General features: G+C 71.6%; 17 protein-coding genes. 13 read left to right on the forward strand and 4 right to left on the reverse strand.

Going from position 1 to position 19,042, the window contains the following annotated elements; genetic code table 11:
- The first annotated feature begins 38 nt into the window (after positions 1–38).
- From HGK68_RS00260 to HGK68_RS00285, 6 genes are all read left to right on the forward strand, one after another.
- Entirely contained in the window at positions 39–1,706 is a 1,668-nt protein-coding gene (locus HGK68_RS00260) for an ABC transporter substrate-binding protein (protein ID WP_169164159.1), read from the forward strand.
- A 61-nt stretch (positions 1,707–1,767) separates the two neighbouring features.
- Positions 1,768–2,622 carry an ABC transporter ATP-binding protein gene (locus HGK68_RS00265; protein ID WP_169164160.1) on the forward strand — a complete coding sequence of 285 codons (855 nt, stop codon included), beginning with the start codon at positions 1,768–1,770 and terminating at the stop codon, positions 2,620–2,622.
- The gene (locus tag HGK68_RS00270; protein ID WP_169164161.1) at positions 2,619–3,425 is read left to right on the forward strand and encodes an ABC transporter ATP-binding protein; all 807 of its coding nucleotides are present in this window, start codon (positions 2,619–2,621) and stop codon (positions 3,423–3,425) included. Before HGK68_RS00265 ends, HGK68_RS00270 begins: the two co-directional genes overlap by 4 nt.
- A 3-nt stretch (positions 3,426–3,428) precedes the next feature.
- Positions 3,429–4,412 (forward strand): ABC transporter permease, encoded by a 984-nt coding sequence (locus HGK68_RS00275; protein ID WP_169164162.1) that lies wholly within the window; start codon positions 3,429–3,431, stop codon positions 4,410–4,412.
- 1 nt (position 4,413) lies between these two features.
- Positions 4,414–5,535, forward strand: coding sequence for an ABC transporter permease (locus HGK68_RS00280; RefSeq protein WP_169164163.1), 1,122 nt, complete (start codon positions 4,414–4,416; stop codon positions 5,533–5,535).
- 249 nt (positions 5,536–5,784) lie between these two features.
- The gene (locus tag HGK68_RS00285; protein ID WP_246260453.1) at positions 5,785–8,103 is read left to right on the forward strand and encodes an exo-beta-d-1,3/1,6-glucosidase; all 2,319 of its coding nucleotides are present in this window, start codon (positions 5,785–5,787) and stop codon (positions 8,101–8,103) included.
- 118 nt (positions 8,104–8,221) lie between these two features.
- Here HGK68_RS00285 and HGK68_RS00290 read toward each other — a convergent pair whose 3' ends face one another.
- Positions 8,222–9,037 (reverse strand): formate/nitrite transporter family protein, encoded by an 816-nt coding sequence (locus tag HGK68_RS00290; protein ID WP_246260455.1) that lies wholly within the window; start codon positions 9,035–9,037, stop codon positions 8,222–8,224.
- A 174-nt stretch (positions 9,038–9,211) separates the two neighbouring features.
- Here HGK68_RS00290 and HGK68_RS00295 point away from each other — a divergent pair, with 174 nt between their 5' ends.
- Both HGK68_RS00295 and HGK68_RS00300 read left to right on the forward strand, forming a co-directional pair.
- Positions 9,212–9,934, forward strand: coding sequence for an ATP-binding cassette domain-containing protein (locus tag HGK68_RS00295; RefSeq protein WP_169164164.1), 723 nt, complete (start codon positions 9,212–9,214; stop codon positions 9,932–9,934).
- Positions 9,931–11,862, forward strand: coding sequence for a YhgE/Pip family protein (locus tag HGK68_RS00300; RefSeq protein WP_169164165.1), 1,932 nt, complete (start codon positions 9,931–9,933; stop codon positions 11,860–11,862). Before HGK68_RS00295 ends, HGK68_RS00300 begins: the two co-directional genes overlap by 4 nt.
- Before the next feature lie 114 nt (positions 11,863–11,976).
- On the opposite strand, the gene HGK68_RS00305 is transcribed toward HGK68_RS00300, so the two are convergent.
- Positions 11,977–14,292 (reverse strand): Ig-like domain-containing protein, encoded by a 2,316-nt coding sequence (locus tag HGK68_RS00305; protein ID WP_169164166.1) that lies wholly within the window; start codon positions 14,290–14,292, stop codon positions 11,977–11,979.
- 144 nt (positions 14,293–14,436) lie between these two features.
- Here HGK68_RS00305 and HGK68_RS00310 point away from each other — a divergent pair, with 144 nt between their 5' ends.
- The 3 genes from HGK68_RS00310 (at position 14,437) to map (ending at position 16,640) form a co-directional block, all read left to right on the forward strand.
- Positions 14,437–15,240 (forward strand): endo alpha-1,4 polygalactosaminidase, encoded by an 804-nt coding sequence (locus HGK68_RS00310; protein ID WP_169164167.1) that lies wholly within the window; start codon positions 14,437–14,439, stop codon positions 15,238–15,240.
- A 34-nt stretch (positions 15,241–15,274) separates the two neighbouring features.
- A complete protein-coding gene (locus HGK68_RS00315; protein WP_169164168.1) occupies positions 15,275–15,583 on the forward strand; it encodes a winged helix-turn-helix domain-containing protein in 309 nt (102 codons plus the stop codon).
- 289 nt (positions 15,584–15,872) lie between these two features.
- Positions 15,873–16,640, forward strand: a complete 768-nt coding sequence (gene map / locus HGK68_RS00320; RefSeq protein ID WP_169164169.1) for a type I methionyl aminopeptidase — start codon at positions 15,873–15,875, stop codon at positions 16,638–16,640.
- Positions 16,641–16,655: 15 nt separating this feature from the next.
- Here the strand turns inward: map and HGK68_RS00325 are convergent, their stop codons facing one another.
- Positions 16,656–17,537 carry an SDR family oxidoreductase gene (locus tag HGK68_RS00325; RefSeq protein WP_169164170.1) on the reverse strand — a complete coding sequence of 294 codons (882 nt, stop codon included), beginning with the start codon at positions 17,535–17,537 and terminating at the stop codon, positions 16,656–16,658.
- Between the two features lie 158 nt (positions 17,538–17,695).
- Between HGK68_RS00325 and HGK68_RS00330 the strand changes: the two genes are divergently transcribed.
- Together HGK68_RS00330 and HGK68_RS00335 are read left to right on the forward strand one after the other, a co-directional pair.
- Positions 17,696–18,178, forward strand: a complete 483-nt coding sequence (locus tag HGK68_RS00330) for a low molecular weight protein-tyrosine-phosphatase (protein ID WP_169166844.1) — start codon at positions 17,696–17,698, stop codon at positions 18,176–18,178.
- Between the two features lie 59 nt (positions 18,179–18,237).
- Positions 18,238–18,585 (forward strand): hypothetical protein, encoded by a 348-nt coding sequence (locus HGK68_RS00335; RefSeq protein ID WP_169164171.1) that lies wholly within the window; start codon positions 18,238–18,240, stop codon positions 18,583–18,585.
- Positions 18,586–18,612: 27 nt separating this feature from the next.
- Here HGK68_RS00335 and HGK68_RS00340 read toward each other — a convergent pair whose 3' ends face one another.
- On the reverse strand, positions 18,613–19,014 hold the full coding sequence (locus HGK68_RS00340; protein WP_169164172.1) for a hypothetical protein: 402 nt from the start codon (positions 19,012–19,014) through the stop codon (positions 18,613–18,615).
- Positions 19,015–19,042: the final 28 nt, after the last annotated feature.

Raw genomic sequence — 19,042 nt, forward strand, 5'->3', positions numbered from 1 at the left:
CGGACGTGCACCCCGTTGCTGTTTCAAAGGAGAAACCGATGAAGGTCAAGATCCCCCTGGTCGCCCTGGGTCTGGCGGCGGCCCTGACGCTGGCGGCCTGCGGCACGGGCGAGAGCGGCTCCGACGGTGGTGGCGGTTCGGGTGCGGCCGGTGCGGCGCTCACCATCGCCAAGCCGGACGGCGCGATCGCCACCGAGTCGAACAACCCGTTCGTCGGCGATGCCTCGGCGATGAAGCTGGGGTACATCAACGCGATGCTGGAGCCGGTCGGCTTCGAGAACCTGGTCGACCCGACCCAGGAGACCAAGCCGTGGCTGGCGTCCCAGATCACCTGGAACGACGACTACACCCAGCTGGAGCTGGTGGCACGGGACGGGGTGACCTGGTCCGACGGCGAGGACTTCACCGCCGACGACATCGCCTTCACCTACCAGCTGCTCAAGGACAAGCCGGAGCTGGACAACGCGGCGCTGGGCATCAAGGACGTCACCACGGCGGAGAACACCGTCACGATCACCTTCGAGAACTCGATGTACGCCAAGCGGGACAAGGTGATCCACAAGCTGGTCATCCCGCAGCACATCTGGGAGTCGGTCGAGGACCCGGCCACCTACGAGAACCTCGACCCGGTGGGCACCGGCCCCTACACGCTGACCACCTTCAGCACCCAGAGCGTCGAGCTCTCCGCCCGGGACGACTACTGGGGCGGCGACCTGGCGGTGCCGACGCTGTACTACGTGTCCTACAACGACAACACCGCGCTCACCACGGCGCTGGCCAGCGGTGACGCCGACTGGGCGCAGGCATTCATCCCGAACGTCGACTCGGCCTACCTGTCCAAGGACGAGGCGAATGTCTACTGGGCGGCCGCCGGGCTGGGCATCGACGCGATGTTCATGAACACCACGGCCAAGCCCTTCGACGACGTGGCGTTCCGCCAGGCGATGAACCTGGTGGTCGACCGCTCCAAGCACCAGCAGATCGCCCGGGAGGGTGGGGTGCCGGAGCTGACGTCGGTCACCGGTCTGCCCACCCCGGCCGGTGACGCCTTCATCTCCGACGAGTACCAGGGCGAGGACCTGACGGTCGACGTGGACGGAGCGAAGGAGATCCTGGAGGACGCCGGGTACACCTGGAAGTCGGACAAGCTGGTCGACCCGGACGGGCAAAACGTCAGCTTCGAGCTGTCGGTGCCGCAGGGCTGGAGCGACTACGTGACCGGGATCAGCCTGATCGGCGACGCCGCGTCCGAGCTGGGCGTGGACACCACGATCAACACCCCGGACTCGGACACCTGGTGGGACATGAAGACCACGGGTGACTTCCAGGCGATCCTGCACTGGACCGACACCGGCCTGACGCCCTACGACTTGTACAGCGACATCATGGACGGTCGCTGGCTGGTCGCCGAGGGTGAGGCGGCCGACTACAACTTCGGCCGCTTCGACTCGCCGGAGGCCACCGCGGCGCTGAACGCGTACGCCACCGCCACCACCGACGAGGACCGGTCCGCGGCGCTGGCCACCGCGCAGCAGATCTTCGTGGAGCAGGTGCCCGCGCTGCCGATCGGTACCCGGCCGTTCATCGCCGAGTACAACACCCGCAACTACGTGGGCTGGCCGTCCGAGGACGACCCGTACACCAACCCGGACCCGACGCAGCCGACGGCCTCGCTGATCCTCACCTCGCTGAAGCCGGCCAACTGATCCCTGCGCGGGTGGTGGTCGTCCGGCCACCACCCGCGCACCGTCCGACAGGAATGATGCAGTGACCAGCGAGAACGTGGTGACGATCGACGGCTTCAGCGTCGTCTACGAGGTGGAGCCGCCGGTCCGAGCGGTGCAGGACGTCTCCCTGACCATCCGGCGCGGGGAGATCCTCGGGCTGGCCGGGGAGTCCGGCTGTGGCAAGACCACTCTGGCCTACGGGGTGCAGCGGTTGCTCAAGCCGCCGGCGGTGATCAGCTCCGGCTCCGCCACCTTCCATGACGCGGAGACCGGCGAGGACGTCGACCTGTTCGCGCTGGACGCCGAGCAGATGCGGGCGTTCCGCTGGGACAAGGTGTCGATGGTCTTCCAGGGGGCGATGAACGCGCTGAACCCGGTGACCGCGATCGGCAAGCAGCTCGACGACGTGTTCCTCACCCACCGGCCCGGGATGTCCGCCGCCGAGCGGCGCACCGAGTGCGGGGAGCTGCTGGAGATCGTCGGCGTCGGCAAGGAGCGGCTGCGGTCGTTCCCGCACGAGCTCTCCGGCGGGATGCGGCAGCGGGTGATGATCGCGATGGCGCTCGCCCTCAAGCCGCAGCTGATGATCATGGACGAGCCGACCACCGCGTTGGACGTGCTGGTGCAGCGGGAGATCCTGCAGCAGATCAGCGACCTGCGGACCCGGTTCGGTTTCTCGGTCGTCTTCATCACCCACGACCTGCCGCTGCTGCTGGAGATCAGCGACCGGATCGCGGTGATGCGCGAGGGCCGGATCGTCGAGCTGGACACCGCCGAGAACATCTACCGCCACGCCCGGCACCCGTACACCCGGCAGCTGCTCAGCTCCTTCCCGAGCCTGACCGGCGAGCGCGGCGACTTCGTGCGGACCGGGGCAGAAGGGGCCGCCCGATGAGCACCCTCGCATTCGAGCACGTCAGCAAGAGGTACCGGGTCCGCGGCGCCGGCGAGATGCTCGCGCTGGACGACGTCAGCTTCGACCTCAGCTCCGGTGAGACGGTGGCGCTGGTCGGGCAGTCCGGTTCCGGCAAGTCGACCATCGCCAAGATCATCACCCAGCTGGAGAAGGCGACCAGCGGGCGGGTGCTGCTGGACGGTCGGCCGATCCCCACCCGGGGCCGTGGTATGCGCCGCTACCGGCAGACCGTGCGGATGGTCTTCCAGGACCCGTTCGCCTCGCTGAATCCGTACCACACCATCCGGCACCACATCGAGCGCCCGCTCCGGCTGGACCACGTGGTGCCGAGCGACCAGGTCGAGGCGGAGACGCACCGGCTGCTGGAACGGGTGCGGCTGGAACCGGCCGCGGTGATCGACCGTCGTCCGCACGAGCTCTCCGGCGGGCAGCGCCAGCGGGTCGCCATCGCCCGGGCGCTGGCATCCCGGCCGCAGCTGCTGGTCGCGGACGAGCCGGTGTCGATGCTCGACGTGTCGATCCGGCTCGGCGTGCTCAACCTGCTGGCCGAGCTGCAACGCGAGTCGAACCTGGGCGTCCTCTACATCACGCACGATCTGGCCACCGCCCGGCACTTCAGCGACCGGATCATGGTGCTGCACCACGGTGTCGTGGTGGAGCAGGGCCCGGCCGACGACGTGATCCTGCGTCCGCAGCACGACTACACCCGCTCGCTGCGCAACGCCTCCCCCGACCCGGACCGGCACTTCGCCACCGGCGCGACGATCACCCAGGAGGGCTGAGCGATGCGGTTCTTCCTGCGCCGAGCGGCGTTCTACCTGTTCACCGCCTGGGCGGCGATCACGATCAACTTCTTCCTGCCCCGGATGCTCAAGGGCGACCCGGTGTCGGCGTACCTGGCCAAGAACCAGGGCCGGATCAGTCCGGAGGCCGCCGACTCGCTGCGCACCCTGTTCGGGCTGGACGACGGCAAGTCGGTGATCCAGCAGTACGTCGACTACTGGGGGCTGCTGTTCAGCGGTGACCTCGGCCGGTCGTTCTCCAAGGGGCTGGCGCCGGTCACCGACGTGATCGCCAGCGCCCTGCCGTGGACCGTCGGCCTGGTCGGCATCGCCACGATCCTGAGCTTCTTCCTCGGCACGTCGATCGGTGCGTTCATCGGCTGGCGGCGGGGGTCGAAGGCGGATCTGGTGGTTCCGGTGGCGACGTTCTTCTCCACGGTGCCGTACTTCTGGATGGGCCTGATCGCCATCGCGGTCTTCTCCACCGCGCTGGGCTGGTTCCCCGCGTCGCACGCCTACGACAAGGGATCCTCGCCCACGCTGAGCTTCGACTTCATCGCGCAGGTGATCCAGCACGGCACCCTCCCGGCGCTGACCATCGTGCTGGCGTCGCTGGGCGGCTGGATCCTCGGGATGCGCAACATGATGATGACGGTCCTGGACGAGGACTACGTCACCGTGGCGCAGGCCAAGGGGCTGTCCCAGCGCCGGGTGCTGGTGCACTACGCCGCCCGGAACGCGGTGCTGCCGCAGCTGTCCAGCTTCGCGCTGTCCCTCGGCTTCATCGTCGGCGGGACGCTGGTGATGGAGCTGGTGTTCAGCTATCCCGGCGTCGGCAAGCTGCTGCTGGACGCCACCACGGCCAAGGACTACCCCCTGATGCAGGGACTGTTCCTGATCATCACGCTCACCGTCCTGGTGGCGAACATCCTGGCCGACGTCGCCTACGCGATCCTCGACCCGCGTACCCGTCAGACGGAGGCCTGAGATGACTGTCCCCACCTCGACCGCCGAGGGCGTCGCCGCCGAGCCGCAGCTGCCCGCCGGCGACCGGACCTCCGCCCTGGGCAAGCTCGGCCGCGGCTTCGCGATGTTCCGGAACGGCAAGTCGATCACCGGCCTGTGCATCCTGGGCTTCTTCGTGCTGCTGGCGGTCTTCGGCGACTGGATCGCGCCCTACGGCCCGCTGGAGAAGGACTTCGAGGCGCTGCGCCAGCCGCCGTCCGCCGCGCACTGGCTCGGCACCACGCACATGGGCGAGGACGTGTTCAGTCAGATCGTCTACGGCACCCGTGGCGTGCTGGTGGTCGGCTTCACCGCCGGGATCATCGGCACCCTGATCGCGGTGATCATCGGCGTGACCGCCGGGTACATCGCCGGGTGGCGCTCGGAGTCGCTGTCGGCGCTGACCAATGTGTTCCTGGTGCTGCCCGCGCTGCCGCTGATGATCATCGTGGCCTCCCAGTACGAGAACCCCTCGCTGCTGCTGATCGCCGCGGTGCTGGCGATCACCGGCTGGGCCTGGGGCGCGCGGGTGCTGCGGGCGCAGACCATGTCGCTGCGCAACCGCGACTTCGTGCAGGCGGCCCGGGCGAACGGCGAGCCGCTGCACCGGATCATCGCGGTGGAGATGCTGCCGAACCTGACGGCGATCATCGCCTCCTCCTTCGTGGGCACGGTGACCGCCGCGGTGCTCGGCCTGACCACGCTGGCGTTCATCGGCGTCATCCCGATCACCAACCTGAACTGGGGCACGATCCTGTACTGGGCCCAGCAGAACGGGGCGTTCCCGGACTTCTGGTGGTGGTACGTCCCGGCCGGTCTGTGCATCGCGCTGCTGGGCATGGCGCTGTCGCTGATCAACTTCGGCATCGACGAGTACGTGAACCCGCGGCTGCGGTCGGCGGGGGAGCGGGCACGGGCGATGCGGAAGAAGGGGCTGAGCCCGAGCAGCGGGGTGACGGTGGTGCGGGCCGACGCCGACACCGAGGCCGACCCGGGGGGTGCGCCCGCCCCGCAGGCCGATCCGCCGACATCCGGCGAACCGGCAGCCCGTGCGGAGCCGGACCCGGACGCCGTAACACCGGCACCGCCTCGCGCGACCGACTGAGGCGGGGCCGGGGCGGTGTCAGCCCCCGCCCCGGCCTCCACTGCCCGCCCGGTCCCGGCCCCCACCGCCCGCCCCGGCCCCTCGGCCCGGCCCCCCGGCCCGCCCAGGGCTCCCGACCATCCGCCGGGGCCCTTCCGCCCCTCGACCGCCCGCCCGCACGACCTAGGGTGGTCACGCTCCCACACCGCTGACCCGCGGGTCGGAGCCCACCGAACCGACCGTGGCAACGCCGCCGACGAAGGACTCATCGTGACCGTCACCAGCACCACCACCGACGCCGCCCCGTACCAGGACCCGACGCGCCCGATCGCGGAGCGCGTCGCCGATCTGCTCGCCCGGATGACCCCGGAGGAGAAGGTCGGCCAGATGATGCAGCTGGACGCCCGGGGGGACTACGCGCACGACATCCTCGACGTCCACGTCGGGTCGATCCTGCACACCTCGCCGGAGCGGCTGCTGGACGCACACCGCCTCACCGAGCAGACCCGGCTGCGCATCCCGCTGCTGGTCGGCGAGGACTGCATCCACGGGCACAGCTTCTTCGTCGGGGCGACGATCTTCCCGACCCAGCTCGGGATGGCCGCCTCATGGGATGCGGAGCTGACCGAGCAGGTCGCCCGGGCCACCGCGGTCGAGGTCGCCGCGACCGGGGTGCACTGGACGTTCTCCCCGGTGCTCTGCATCGCCCGCGACCTGCGCTGGGGCCGGGTGGACGAGACCTTCGGCGAGGACCCGTTCCTGATCGGCGAACTGGCCTCGGCGATGGTGCGCGGCTACCAGGGTGCGGGTCTGGACGACCCGACCGCGATCCTGGCCACCGCCAAGCACTTCGCCGGGTACTCGGAGACCCAGGGCGGCCGCGACGCCTCGGAGGCGGACATCTCCCGGCGCAAGCTGCGCTCGTGGTTCCTGCCGCCCTTCGAGCGGGTGGCACGGGAGGGCTGCGGCACCTTCATGCTCGGTTACCAGACCACCGACGGCGTGCCGATCACCGTCAACGACTGGCTGCTGAACGACGTGCTGCGCGGCGAGTGGGACTACCCGGGCATGCTGATCACCGACTGGGACAACGTGGGCCGGATGGTCTGGGAGCAGAAGGTCCAGCCGGACTACGCCCATGCGGCGGCCGCCGCGGTGAAGGCCGGCAACGACATGGTGATGACCACCCCGGGGTTCTTCCAGGGGGCGCTGGACGCCATCGAGCAGGGGCTGCTGGCCGAGGCCGATCTGGACGCCGCCGTCTCCCGCATCCTGACCCTGAAGTTCCGGCTGGGCCTGTTCGAGGACCCGCGCCGACCGGATGCCGCCGCTCAGGAGGCGGTCGTCGGCTCGCGCTCGCACGCGGAGCTGAACCTGGCGGTGGCCCGGCGCTCGCTGGTGCTCCTGCGCAACGACGGGGTGCTGCCGCTGGCCGGTGGACTGACCGCTGACGCCGCGACCGGAGCGGCCGGTGCCCTGCGCGCCACCTCGACCGGCAGCCCGAAGCGGATCGCCGTGGTCGGGCCGCTGGCCGACGACGCCCAGACCCAGCTCGGCGACTGGGCGGGCAACTCCGGCCAGGCGGACTGGCTGCCGGAGGGCCAGCCGGTGGAGATGATCACCACCGTGCTGGACGGGCTGCGCGGCAGCGTGCCCGGCGACTGGACCGTCACCCACAGCCGCGGGGCGGACATCCTCACCCTGGAGCCGGACCCGGAGGGCGCGTTCTTCCCGGACGGTCAGCCGCGTCCCTCGGTGGTGGTCCCGGTGCAGCCCGACCAGGCGATGATCGACCAGGCGGTGGCCGCCGCACGGGACGCCGACTATGTGGTCGCGGTGGTCGGCGACCGGATCGAGCTGGTCGGTGAGGGCCGGTCCACCGCCACCCTGGAGCTGATCGGCGGGCAGAAGGCGCTGCTGGACGCGCTGGCGGCGACCGGGACGCCGATGATCGTGGTGCTGCTCGCCTCCAAGCCGCTGGTGCTGCCCGACGCGGCGCTGGACGCGGCGGCGCTGCTCTGGGTCGCCAACCCGGGGATGCAGGGCGGTCAGGCGATCGCGGAGCTGCTGCTGGGTCTGATCGAGCCGTCGGGTCGCCTGCCGATCTCCTTCGCCCGGCACGCCGGCCAGCAGCCGACCTACTACAACCAGATCCGGGGCCAGCACGGCGACCGCTACGCCGACCTGACCCAGCGCCCGGCCTTCGCCTTCGGGCAGGGGCTGTCCTACACCACCGTGGAGTACGGCGACCTGGTGCTGGACACCACCGAGCTGGGCCGCGAGGACGTGGTGCGCGGCCGGGTGACCCTGACCAACACCGGGCGGCGTCCGGCCCGGGAGACGGTGCAGGTCTACGTCAGCGACACGGTGACCTCGGTGTCCTGGGCGGACAAGGAGCTGAAGACCTTCCGGCAGGCCGACGTCGCCCCGGGGGAGTCGGTGACGGTGGAGTTCGAGCTGCCGGTGGCCGACTGCACCATCGTGGACGCCGCCGGGGTCCGGGTGGTCGAGGCCGGGGCCTTCGAGCTGCTGGTCGGTCGGTCGTCCCGGGACGAGGACCTGCTGCGCGCGGGGTTCGTCGTCGCCTGAGCGCGGTGACGGGGCCGCTCGATCCGGGCGGCCCCCTCAGGCCCGTCAGGCCCGTCAGGCTTATCAGCCCCGTCGGCCTCGTTGGTCCACGTGGTCGGGCCGGTCCGGTCAGTTCCGGTCAGTTCCGGCGCCAGCTGGAGTCGTCGTTGACCCAGGCGTAGTAGAAGCCGATCAGCGCGCCGCCGCCGAGGAAGTTCCCGGTCAGCGCGATCCCGATGTTGCCCAGCGCCGCCCCCAGGTCCAACCCCTCGCGCAGCCCGACGATGCCGAACAGCACGCTGTTCGCCACCGAGTGCTCCAGGCCGAGGAAGGCGAAGATGAACACCGCCGTGATCATCACCAGGCACTTGACCAGGTCGGAGTCGATCAGCCCGTTGTAGACCAGCAGCATCGCCAGGTTGATGCAGAAGTTGCACAGCACCGCGCGGATCAGCAGGTCGAGCCACCCGCCGGGGCCGTCCGCCAGGTAGGCCAGCTTGTGGTCCACCGCCGCCGACATCTCGGTGATCGCGCCGCCGTCGATGATGGTGGAGAACCGCAGGAACACCGCCACCAGCAACCCGCCGAGCAGATTGCCGACCAGGCACAGGCTCAGCAGCCGCAGGGCCCGGCCGAGGCTGGTGCGGCGGTGGTACGCACCCACGCAGACGATCATCATGTTGCTGGTCAGCAGCTCGGAGCGCGAGTAGTAGATGAAGATCAGCGCCCAGCCGAAGACCACCGCGCCGATCAGCCGCCCGGGGGTGCCGAGGGCGGCGATGATCGCGTAGTTGGTGGCGTACAGCAGGCCGATGATGATGCCCGCCATCGCCGCCCGTTGCAGGTAGCGGCGGGTGAGGGCACCGGACATCGTGGTCTTGGCCTCGAGCACCTCGAGCGTGGTGGTGATGAACTGCTTGCCGGGGAACAGCGGATCAGCGGCGGTGGTGGTCACGGGGCACACGGTGGCACAGGTCGCCGCCCGCGGCGACGAGCCGCGCGTGACCGAGCGGGTGGCACCGCCGTGGCACGCCCACCGGGAGCGCCGAACCCGGGAGCACGACGCGCCCGGCTCTGCCACGCTGGGGTGGGGGTGCTCACGACACTGCCCAGGAAGCGCGAGGGGCGGATGAGCACGCAGGAACTGCCACCGATCGAGCCGGTGCCCGAGGACGATGCACCGCCGCGCGACCCCGTGACCGGCGGGATCATCGCCGCCGGGCTGGGGATGCGCGCCGCCGGAGGATGGGTCTACCGGCATGTGGACATCGAGGCGACGGCCGGTGAGGTGGTCGAGCTGGCGGGCAGCGGTGGCACCGGACGGTCCATGCTGCTGCTCACGCTCGCCGGTCGGGCGCGCCCCACCACCGGGACGCTGCGGGTGTGCGGCGCGGACCGGCCGGCGCGGATCCGGCCCTGGGTGGCACTGGCCCGGGTGCACGACGTGATCGGGCCGGAGCCGGAGCAGACCGTCGGGCAGGCGCTGGTCGAACGCGCGCGCTGGGACCGGGTGCATCCCGCCGGATCGGACGGGCTGGGCTACCGCCGGGACGAGGTCCGGGAGCTGACCGGTCTGGCGGTGCCGGACCGGGAGCGGATCGCCGCGCTTGCCCGGGTGGAGCAGACGCTGCTGGCGGTGGCGCTCGCCCTGCTGGCCCGACCGCGGGTGGTGTTGCTGGACGACCTGGACGTCGGGCTGTCGGCCACCGACCAGCACCGGGTGTGGTCGGTGCTGCACACCGTCGCCGAGGCCGAGCGGGCGGTGGCGGTGGCCAGCACGTCCGGCGCCGTCCCGGCACAGACCGCCCGGAAGATCGTCGACCTGCACCCCAGTCACGTGGAGGAGTCGTGATCCCGCTCGCGCTGTCCGAGCTGCGCCGATACCGCCTGCCGTTGCAGCGGATCGCCCTGGCGTTCCTCATCCTGCTGCCGTCGCTGTACGGCGGGTTGTACCTGTGGTCGAACTGGGACCCGTACGGCAACCTCGCCGACATCAAGGTCGCGGTGGTGAACCAGGACCAGGCGGTGTCCGTCGAGGGACAGGACGCGCCGGTGCGTGCCGGTGACCAGGTGGTCAGCGAACTGCGGGCCGATCCGATCGTCGACTGGACCACCACCGACGCCCGCGACGCCGCCAGCGGTCTGGCCGACGGCACCTACCTGATGAGCATCACGATCCCGTCGGACTTCACCGCCCGCCTGGCATCGATCCAGACCGGCGACCCGCAGACGGCCGAGGTCGTCCTGCGCCGGGACGGGGCGAACGGGTTCATCGTCGGCGTCGCCGCCCGCGGCCTGTCCATCGAGTTGCAGGAGCGGATCAACGCCGCCACGACCGCCGCGTACTTCACCGTGGTCTTCGAGCAGCTCGGCGAGCTGAGATCGGGCCTGGCCACCGCCGCCGACGGGGCGCACCAACTGGAGGACGGGCTGGTCACCGCGCACGACGGGGCGGGCACGTTGGCGTCCGGGCTGGTGACCGCGCGGGGTGCGGTCACCGAGCTGACCGACGGTGCCGGGCAGGTCGCCGACGGGAATCAGCAGATCGCCGACATCGTGGACCCGGTCGCGGACCGGCTGTTGCCGGCGATCGGCCCGGTGGCCGACGCCGCGGCCGACCTCAGCGCGAGCGCTGCCCAGCTCACCAGCACGGTGGCCGACGCGCAGGACGGCATCGGCGCGCGCACCTCCAGCGTGCTGGACCAGCTGAACGCCCTGGTCGCCGCCGATCCCGACAATGCGGCGCTGGTCGCCGCCCGGGACACGGCGGCGCTCGCGGCCGACCGGGCGGGGCAGGTCACCAGCATCACCACCACCGTGAACGACGCCGCGCAGGACCTGGCCGGGCGGTCGGCGGCCGTGGACGCACAGGTACCGGCGATCCAGCGGGACATCCGCCAGGGCCGCGACGACATCGACCGGCTGGCGTCCGGATCGCGGCGGGTCGCCGACGGGCTGGCCGAACTCGGCACCGGACTGGACACGGCCGTCGACGGGGCGAACCGGTTGACCGACGGGACCGGCGAGCTGCTCTCCGGCGCGACGACCCTGGCGGACGGCCTGGACTCCGCGGTGCAGCAGATCCCCGATCTCGGCCAGGACGACCCGGAGGGCACCGCGAACCGGGTGGCCAGCCCGACGACGATCCGCACCGAGGCGGTGCACGACGCGAGGTTCTACGGCGAGGGACTGGCACCGTTCTTCTTCGGCATCGCGCTGTGCGTGTTCGGGGTGGCGGCCTTCACCGTGCTGCGGCCGATCAACCCGCGCGGGCTGGCCTCCCGCGCCCGGCCGGTCACGGTCGCCCTGGCCGGGTACCTGCCGGTGGCCCTGATCGGGGTGGCCGGCGGTTGGGTGCTGACCGGGGTGGTCGGCCTCGGGCTCGGCCTGGACGCCCGGTCGTGGCCCGCGACCCTGGGACTGGTGACGGTGGGGTCGTTGACGTTCACCGCCATCGCGCACGCTCTGCGGACGGCATTCGGGGTGGTCGGGTCGTCGGTGGCGCTGGTGCTGTTGATGGTCCAGCTGACCAGCTGCGCCGGGATCTACCCGGTGCAGACCCTTCCCGCGCCGTTCCAGGCCGTGCACCCGCTCCTGCCGATGACCTACGTGGTGGACGGCCTGCGGATCGCGATGACCGGCGGCCCCGGCGACCGGTTGCTGCGCGACTTCCTGGTGGTGGCCGGGATCGGGCTGCTCGGCGTGGCGGCCGGGATCGCGGCGGCTGCCTGGCGGCGACGGTGGACGGTCACCCAGCTCAAGCCGGTGCTGGGGGAGTGACGCAGAACGGCCCCCCGGTGGTCTGCACCACCGAGGGGCCGTTCCTCGACCACGGGCCGGGGGATCAGCCGCTCACCGATCCCCCGCCCGTGGCGACGCGTGCGCTGCCCCCTCTCAGGCCGCGCCGCGCACCGTCCGCACCCGGCGGACGACGATCATCAGACCGGCACCGACCGCGAGCAGCAGCCAGGCGCCCAGCAGGGCGGAACCAGCACCGGAACCGGTGGTGGCGAGCACCTGGTTCGACGCGACGGTGGTCGAGGGACCGGTCGGCGTGGCACCGGGCACCGCGAGGTCGATCGTCAGCTCGGCCCACCGGCCCGAGGTGCCACCGGTGGCCACCACAGTGTGCGAGCCCACCGGCAGATCGGCCGGGATGACCGCCATCAGCCGGGCGATGCCGTCGGCGCCCGCGACGGCGGTGCCCAGGAACACCGGGTCGGAGTGCACGAAGAACGCCACCGTCTCCCCGGGCTGGAACCCGTCGGCGACCAGCTCCATCGCCTGACCCGGGACCGTGGCGGCCTTCGGGGTGGCGAGCTTGGCGGTCGGGGTCGACCCGGTGCGGTCGGGCTCACCGGCCACGGTGACGACGATGGTCCGGGTGACCTGCGCGCTGGTCGCGGTCTCCGGCAGCACCAGGGTCAGCGTGTGCGTGCCCGGCGCCAGCACAGGGATGGTGATGGTGGTCGCGCCGATCGCGTTCACCGCACCGCGGGTCAGCTCGGTGTCACCGGAGCGCAGCACGTACTCGCGCGGCCGGGCGTCGCCGGCGACCGTCAGGCTCAGGGTGGCCGGCTTCGCGACCGGGGTCTGCACGGTGCCCGGGACGGTGATCGCCGGGACCGGCTTGGTGACGATGACGCCGCCGGTGCCCGATGCCTTCCGGTACGGGTTGGCGTCCCCGCCCACGGAGGCGACCGAGGTCGACGCCGCGGAGATCCCGTAGGAGGCCGGGAGGTAGGCGGCGGTGACGGTGTAGCGACCAGCGGCCAGCCCCGACGCCCGGACGGAGGCCTTGCCGGAACCGTCCAGCGCGACGGCAGCACCCAACGACACCGGAGCGCCACCGGCGGCCGGGGTCAGGGTGACCGCGACGTCGCCGGTCGGCACCGGGCCGCCCTGCGGACCGGCGACCGTGACCGGCACCGTGGCGGTGGCGCCCAGCGTGATGGTGGACGAGCCCACGGTGACCGTCGGGTCGGTCAGCACGTTCCAGACGTAGACGTCCGCGGAACGGGTCGCCTGACCGGGATCGGTGGCGGTGGCCCGCACCCGGATGGTCTTGCCCAGGTCGGCGACGGTGGGGGTGTAGGTCGAGGCGGTCGACACCTCCTGGCCGTTCACCCACCAGACGTAGGACAGCGTCGCGGTGGGCGACCAGCCCTGCGGCTGCGGGACCAGCGGGGTGCCAAGGGTGGCGTCGTGGCCGTCCGACCCGCCCAGGGTCAACGAGCCCTGGACGCCGTCGCCGGCGCCGACCGGCAGGGTGATGGACATCGGCAGCGAACCGAGCTGCGGGTGGCTGGCCGTGACGGTCAGGGTGAGCTGCTTGCCGTAGTCGGCGCCGACCGGGGTGTAGGACTTCTCGCGGGAGACGACGGTGGGGCCGACCCTCCACTCGTAGCTCTCGGTGGTGCCCTGGGCGATGCTCGGGGTCCAGTCCCCGATGACGGTGACGACCGACGGCTTGCCGACTGTGGGCAGACCGCCCATCCCGAAGCCTTCCGGCCCGGCGATCTCGGTGATGACCCCGACGGTGACGCCGGAGGCCGACGTCGACCCCAGGTAACCGGTGCCGCCGGAGTACACGGCGGTCACGGTGGTCTCGGCGGTCACCGGCACGGCGATCGTCGCCCGTCCGCCGGTCAGCGACGCGACGCCCAGCGAGCTGCCCCCGGCCCGGAAGTCGACCGACCCGTCGACCGCACCGGGGACGGTGGCGGTGAAGGTGACCTGCTGACCGGACACGACCCGGTCGGCGGAGGCGGTGATCGTCGTCGTGCTGGCCACGGCACCGGCCCGGATCTGGAAGTCGCCGCTGGCGTTCGGGTAGGGCTGGTACCCGTTGTACTGCAGCTTGCACTCCACCCGGACGTAGTAGGTGCCGGGCACCTGGTTCGTCAGGTCGAAGGTGGCCTTGCCGGTGTAGATGTCGTTCTCGGCCCCGCCCGCGGTCATCATCGGCGTCTGGGTCTGCACGATGCTGTTGCTGCGCATCAGGCGGACGGTGGCGCCCTGGCTGTTCGGGATGCCACCGCAGGTGATGTCGAAGGTGGCGGTCTTGCCGACCACCAGCTCACCGCCGGAGAAGGTCGCGGTGCCGACCAGCTCGGACGCGGTCGCCGGAACGGCCGGCAGGATCACGGCCAGCAGCGTCGCCGCCGCTGCCCAGGCCACGGGTCGGCGCAGCCGCCCGGTGGTGCGCACTCTGTGCACGGTCTACCCCCGTCTGCGCGGGGGTCATCCCGGCATCGTCTGTCTGAACGCGTCCCTGATCGACCGGCGATGAGCATTCGGGAGAGATCGACACCGGGAGACAGGTGCTAGCACCCGGCGTGATCCACTGGGGCCATGCGCACCCGACCCGCCCTGCTCGGCCCCGTCCTGCTCGGTGCCGTGGCGCTGGGTCTGGCCGGGTGTTCCTCGGGCCCGTTGCCGACCGGCGGCGTGATCGACTACCAGCTCGGCGGCGGCTACGACCCGGCGGACGGGGTGGTCGGGGTGGTGCGCGACGCGACCGACGACCCCGCGGACGGGCTGTGGTCCGGCTGCTACGTGAACGGCTTCCAGACCCAGCCCACCGAAAGCCAGGACTGGCTCGACCAGCACCCCGACCTGGTGCTGCGGGCGCAGGACGGCACACCGGTGATCGACCCGGGGTGGCCGGACGAGCTGCTGCTGGACATCTCCACCGACGAGCGGCGCGCCGGGATCGCCGCGGTGCTCGGCCCGGTGATCGCCCAGTGCGCCGACCGGGGCTTCGACGCGGTGGAGCTGGACAACCTGGACACCTGGACCCGGTCGGACGGTCGATTGACCGAGGACGACGCGGTCGCGATGGCGACCCTGCTGGTCGCGGCCGGACACGAGGCCGGGCTGACGGTCGGGCAGAAGAACGCCCCCGGACTGGGCACCCGGGGCCGGGACGAGGCGGGCTTCGACTTCGTGGTGGCCGAGGAGTGCCAGCGCTACGACGAGTGCGGCCGGTACACCGATGTCTACGGCGACGCGGTGATCGACATCGAGTACGCCGACGACCTCGCCGGCAGCTGGCAGCAGGTGTGCGCCGACCCCGCCCTGCCGCCGAGGACGGTGCTGCGCGACCGGGCCCTGAGCACGCCGGACGACGGGGAGTACGTCTTCGACCGCTGCTGATGCCGCCTCCGGCGCACCGACCTACCGTTCGAGGATGCCCGCGCTGCTGGTGGACCTCGCCGCCCGGCGGGTGCACGTCCGGGGCCGGGAGGTGCACCTGACCCGCAGCGAGTTCGACCTGCTCGCCGCCCTCGGTCGACGGCCCAGCGCGGTGGTGTCGAAGGACGATCTGGCCCGCGCCGTGGGAGCCGAACCGGGGCGTGCCGGGCACCGTGCGGTGGAGGTGCACATCGCCAATCTGCGCCGGAAACTCGGCGACGGCCGCGACCACCCACCGACGATCAGGACCGTGCGCGGACGCGGCTACCTGCTGGAACGCGAGGCGGCCGAATTCGTCCGGTAAAACCCTTGGCACCCCGATCCGGGCGGACGTACCGTCGTCGCACACCGGAAGGAGGTGATCCGAGAAATGAAGTCTTCTTGGACGCGTGAGGTGACTGTCCGCTAGTCGCCCGAGTACCTCGGACGGATTGTCCCGATCCGCTGGTCCCCGCATCGGGCGGGCAGCTGGCGAATCCCAGGCAGTCACCGCAGCCCGTGGGAGCCGCGAAGTCGTCCCTCGCGGCAGGACCCCCTGATCAAGGGTCCGGCCCACGGGCTGTTGCCTGCCCGGATGTGCGAGGGTGGTCCGCGTGGCAGCACTGAAGACCCCGGCCGAGATCGACCAGATGCGCGCGGCCGGGCGGTTCGTCGCCGCGGTGCTCACCAGCCTCCGCGAGGTCGCCGAGGTCGGGATGACCCTCCGGGACCTGGACACCCACGCGCACGCGATGATCGACCAGGCGGGCGCGCACTCGGTCTACCTGGGGTACCACCCTTCCTTCGGCGCGATGCCCTATCCCGGGGTGCTGTGCAGCAGCGTGAACGACGCCGCCCTGCACGGCCTGCCGTCGGACCAGGTGCTGGCCGACGGGGACGTGCTGAGCATCGACTTCGCCGCCGAGGTCGACGGGTGGGTCGCCGACTCCGCGCTCACCTTCCAGCTCGGCACCCCCGACCCGGAGGCACAGCGCCTGATCGCGGTCACCGACGAGGCGCTCGCGGCCGGGATCGCCCAGGCCCGACCCGGCAACCGGATGGGTGACATCTCCGCGGCGATCGGGGAGATCGGCCGGGCGGCGGGCTTCGGGATCAACACCGACTTCGGTGGGCACGGTGTCGGTCGCAGCATGCACGAGGAGCCGCACGTGCCGAACGTCGGGCGGCGCGGCACCGGCCTGAAACTGCGCCCCGGTCTGGTGATCGCCATCGAGCCGTGGTTCATGGCGGGCGGCGACGGCTACACGGTGGACCCGGACGGCTGGACGATCCGCACCGCCGACGGGGCGAACGCCGCCCACGCCGAGCACACCGTCGCGATCACCCTCGACGGTCCGGTGGTGCTGACCGCCCGGGAGTGACCCGGACGACCCGGCTCAACGGCGCAGGTGCGCCCAGTCGCCGGGGTTCAGGTCCAGCCATTCGGCGAACGACTGGGCCGGACGGGCGGTCAACCGCTTCACGGTCGGCGACGGCGTGGCCAGCTCCCCGGCGGCGATCGCCGCATAGGACGACACCCACCCGTCGACCTCCCACTGCGGTGCCCCGTACCCGGCCCGGGAGGCATACGCCTCCTCCAGGGTCTCCGGCTGGTAGCGGATGGTCCGACCCGTGGCCCGGCTGAGCACCTGCGCGGCCTCCGCCAGGGAGAACGCCGTCGGTCCGGTCACGTCGAAGGTCTGACCGTCGAAGGCGTGCCGGTCCTCGGCGAGCAGCGCCACCGTCGCCACATCCGCGACGTCGTCGTGCGACACGGCCGCGACCACCCCGTCACCGGCCGGGCCGCGCAGCACGTCGTCCGCACCGACGAAGTGCGCGATCGCGTCGTGGTACAGGCAGTCCCGCAGGAAGGTGAAGTGCAGGCCGGAGGCGCGGATGTGCTCCTCGGTGGCCCAGTGGTCGCGGGCGAAGGTGAACGTCGCATCCGGCGCCGCACCCATGAACGACAGGTAGACGATCCGCTCGATCCCGGCATCGACGGCGGTGTCGATCGCCGCCCGGTGCTGGGTCACCCGGTCGGCGTCCTCCCGGCCGGAGACCAGGAACAGCGTGCGCGCCCCGGTCATCGCGGCCCGCATCGAGTCGACGTCGGCGTACCCCGGGCTGATCGCCACCTCGGTCTCGGTGCCGGGCAGGCGCGGGGCGCGGTCCGCCGACCGCACCACCAGGCGCTGATGCGCGCCCTCCGCCGCGAGTCGCACCGCCAGTCGTCGCCCCACTCTGCCGGAGGCGCCGGTCACCACGATCAGGTCGTCCATGCCGGTGACGGTAGTCGCCTTGGCTGGGCGTCGCCCGTACGCGAGCGATGACGGATCGTCGAGAGGACACGGGTCGACTGGCACCGGCAGCATGGGGAGGGTGGCCGACAGCCATGCGACATGAGGAGAGGAACAGCGTGACCGAGCCGTACCGGATCATGACCGTCTGCACCGGGAACATCTGCCGGTCCCCGATGGCCGAGGTGGTGCTCCGCGACCGCCTGGAACGTGCCGGGCTGGCGGACCGCGTGGTGGTCGACTCCACCGGGATCAGCGACGAGGAGCACGGCAACCCGATCGACCGCCGCGCCCGGACCGCACTCGCCGCCCGGGGCTACCCGGTGCCGCAGCGGTCCGCACGGCAGGTGGCGGCGGGCGATCTGGCGCAGCGGGACCTGGTGCTGGCGATGACGTCGCAGCACGCCCGGGCGCTGCGCCGCCTGGACCCGGACGCCCCGGTGGTGATGTACCGCTCCTTCGACCCGGCGGCGCCGCGGGTGGTGCCCGGCGAGGCGGATCACCTGCTGGACGTGGACGACCCCTGGTACGGCGGGCCGGAGAACTTCGAGCACTGCCTGGACGAGATCGAGGCGGCCGCGGACGGGGTGGTCGATCACGTGCGGCGGGCGCTGAGCGCCTGACGGACACCCAGGTCGCGGCCGGGTTAGCCTGAGTCGCGGACCTGCGCAGAGGGGGCACGGTGAAGCGTCGGATCGGCTGGACCGTCTCGGTGGCGGTGATCGCGGGTGTCTGGATGGTGATCATGTTCGCCCCGCAGCTGATGCAGTGGGTCGGACTGGTCTGGGCCATCGGGCTACCGGTCGCGGGCATCGTGACCTTCGTGCGGGCCCGAGGCCGGGGAAAGCGGCTCGCTGAGACCCTGCGACCGTACGGTCCGGACTTCATCACCCTGCAGGATGACCTGCTCGGGCGCCCGCACACCGCGGGTGCGGCGTGGTCCCACGAACGGTCGGTGCCCGCACTCGTGGAGTGGGGCCGCGAGGAGGCCGAGCCGACCAGGGAGCGCCGACCAGAGACGAGTCCCTGAGGGGCCGACCGGTCCTCAGGGAGGGCGTCAGTCCCCTTCGCTGGGTAGCGGCTCGTCGCGGTCGATGTCGAGGACCTCGAATCCTTCGGCACGGAGGGCGTCCAGGAGCGCGGTGTCCGATGAGATGTAGATCGAGTCGTGGTAGATCGGGCAGCCGAGCAGGAACCTGCGGTCTGCGGGCACGGTGAACACCGGCATCAGGTTGCGGTGCCACCACGGATCGGGGCGCATCCGCTCACTCAGCCAGGTCAGCGGGCCGGTATGCAGCACTTGCCCTGCGAAAGGGCCGGCAAGCGCTTCGAGTGAGGGCGGGTAGCTCTCCTGCTCAACACCTTCGCTGGCGTACTGGTTCTGAAACCACAGCGAGAAGAAGCACGAATCGGGGGTGGTGGTCGCGGCGGTGAGTGTTCCGACCAGGACGGCGGTCATCGCGGGAGCCAACCACCCGTGGGGCAGG

The organism is Cellulomonas taurus (assembly GCF_012931845.1).
Taxonomy (GTDB): domain Bacteria; phylum Actinomycetota; class Actinomycetes; order Actinomycetales; family Cellulomonadaceae; genus Cellulomonas; species Cellulomonas taurus.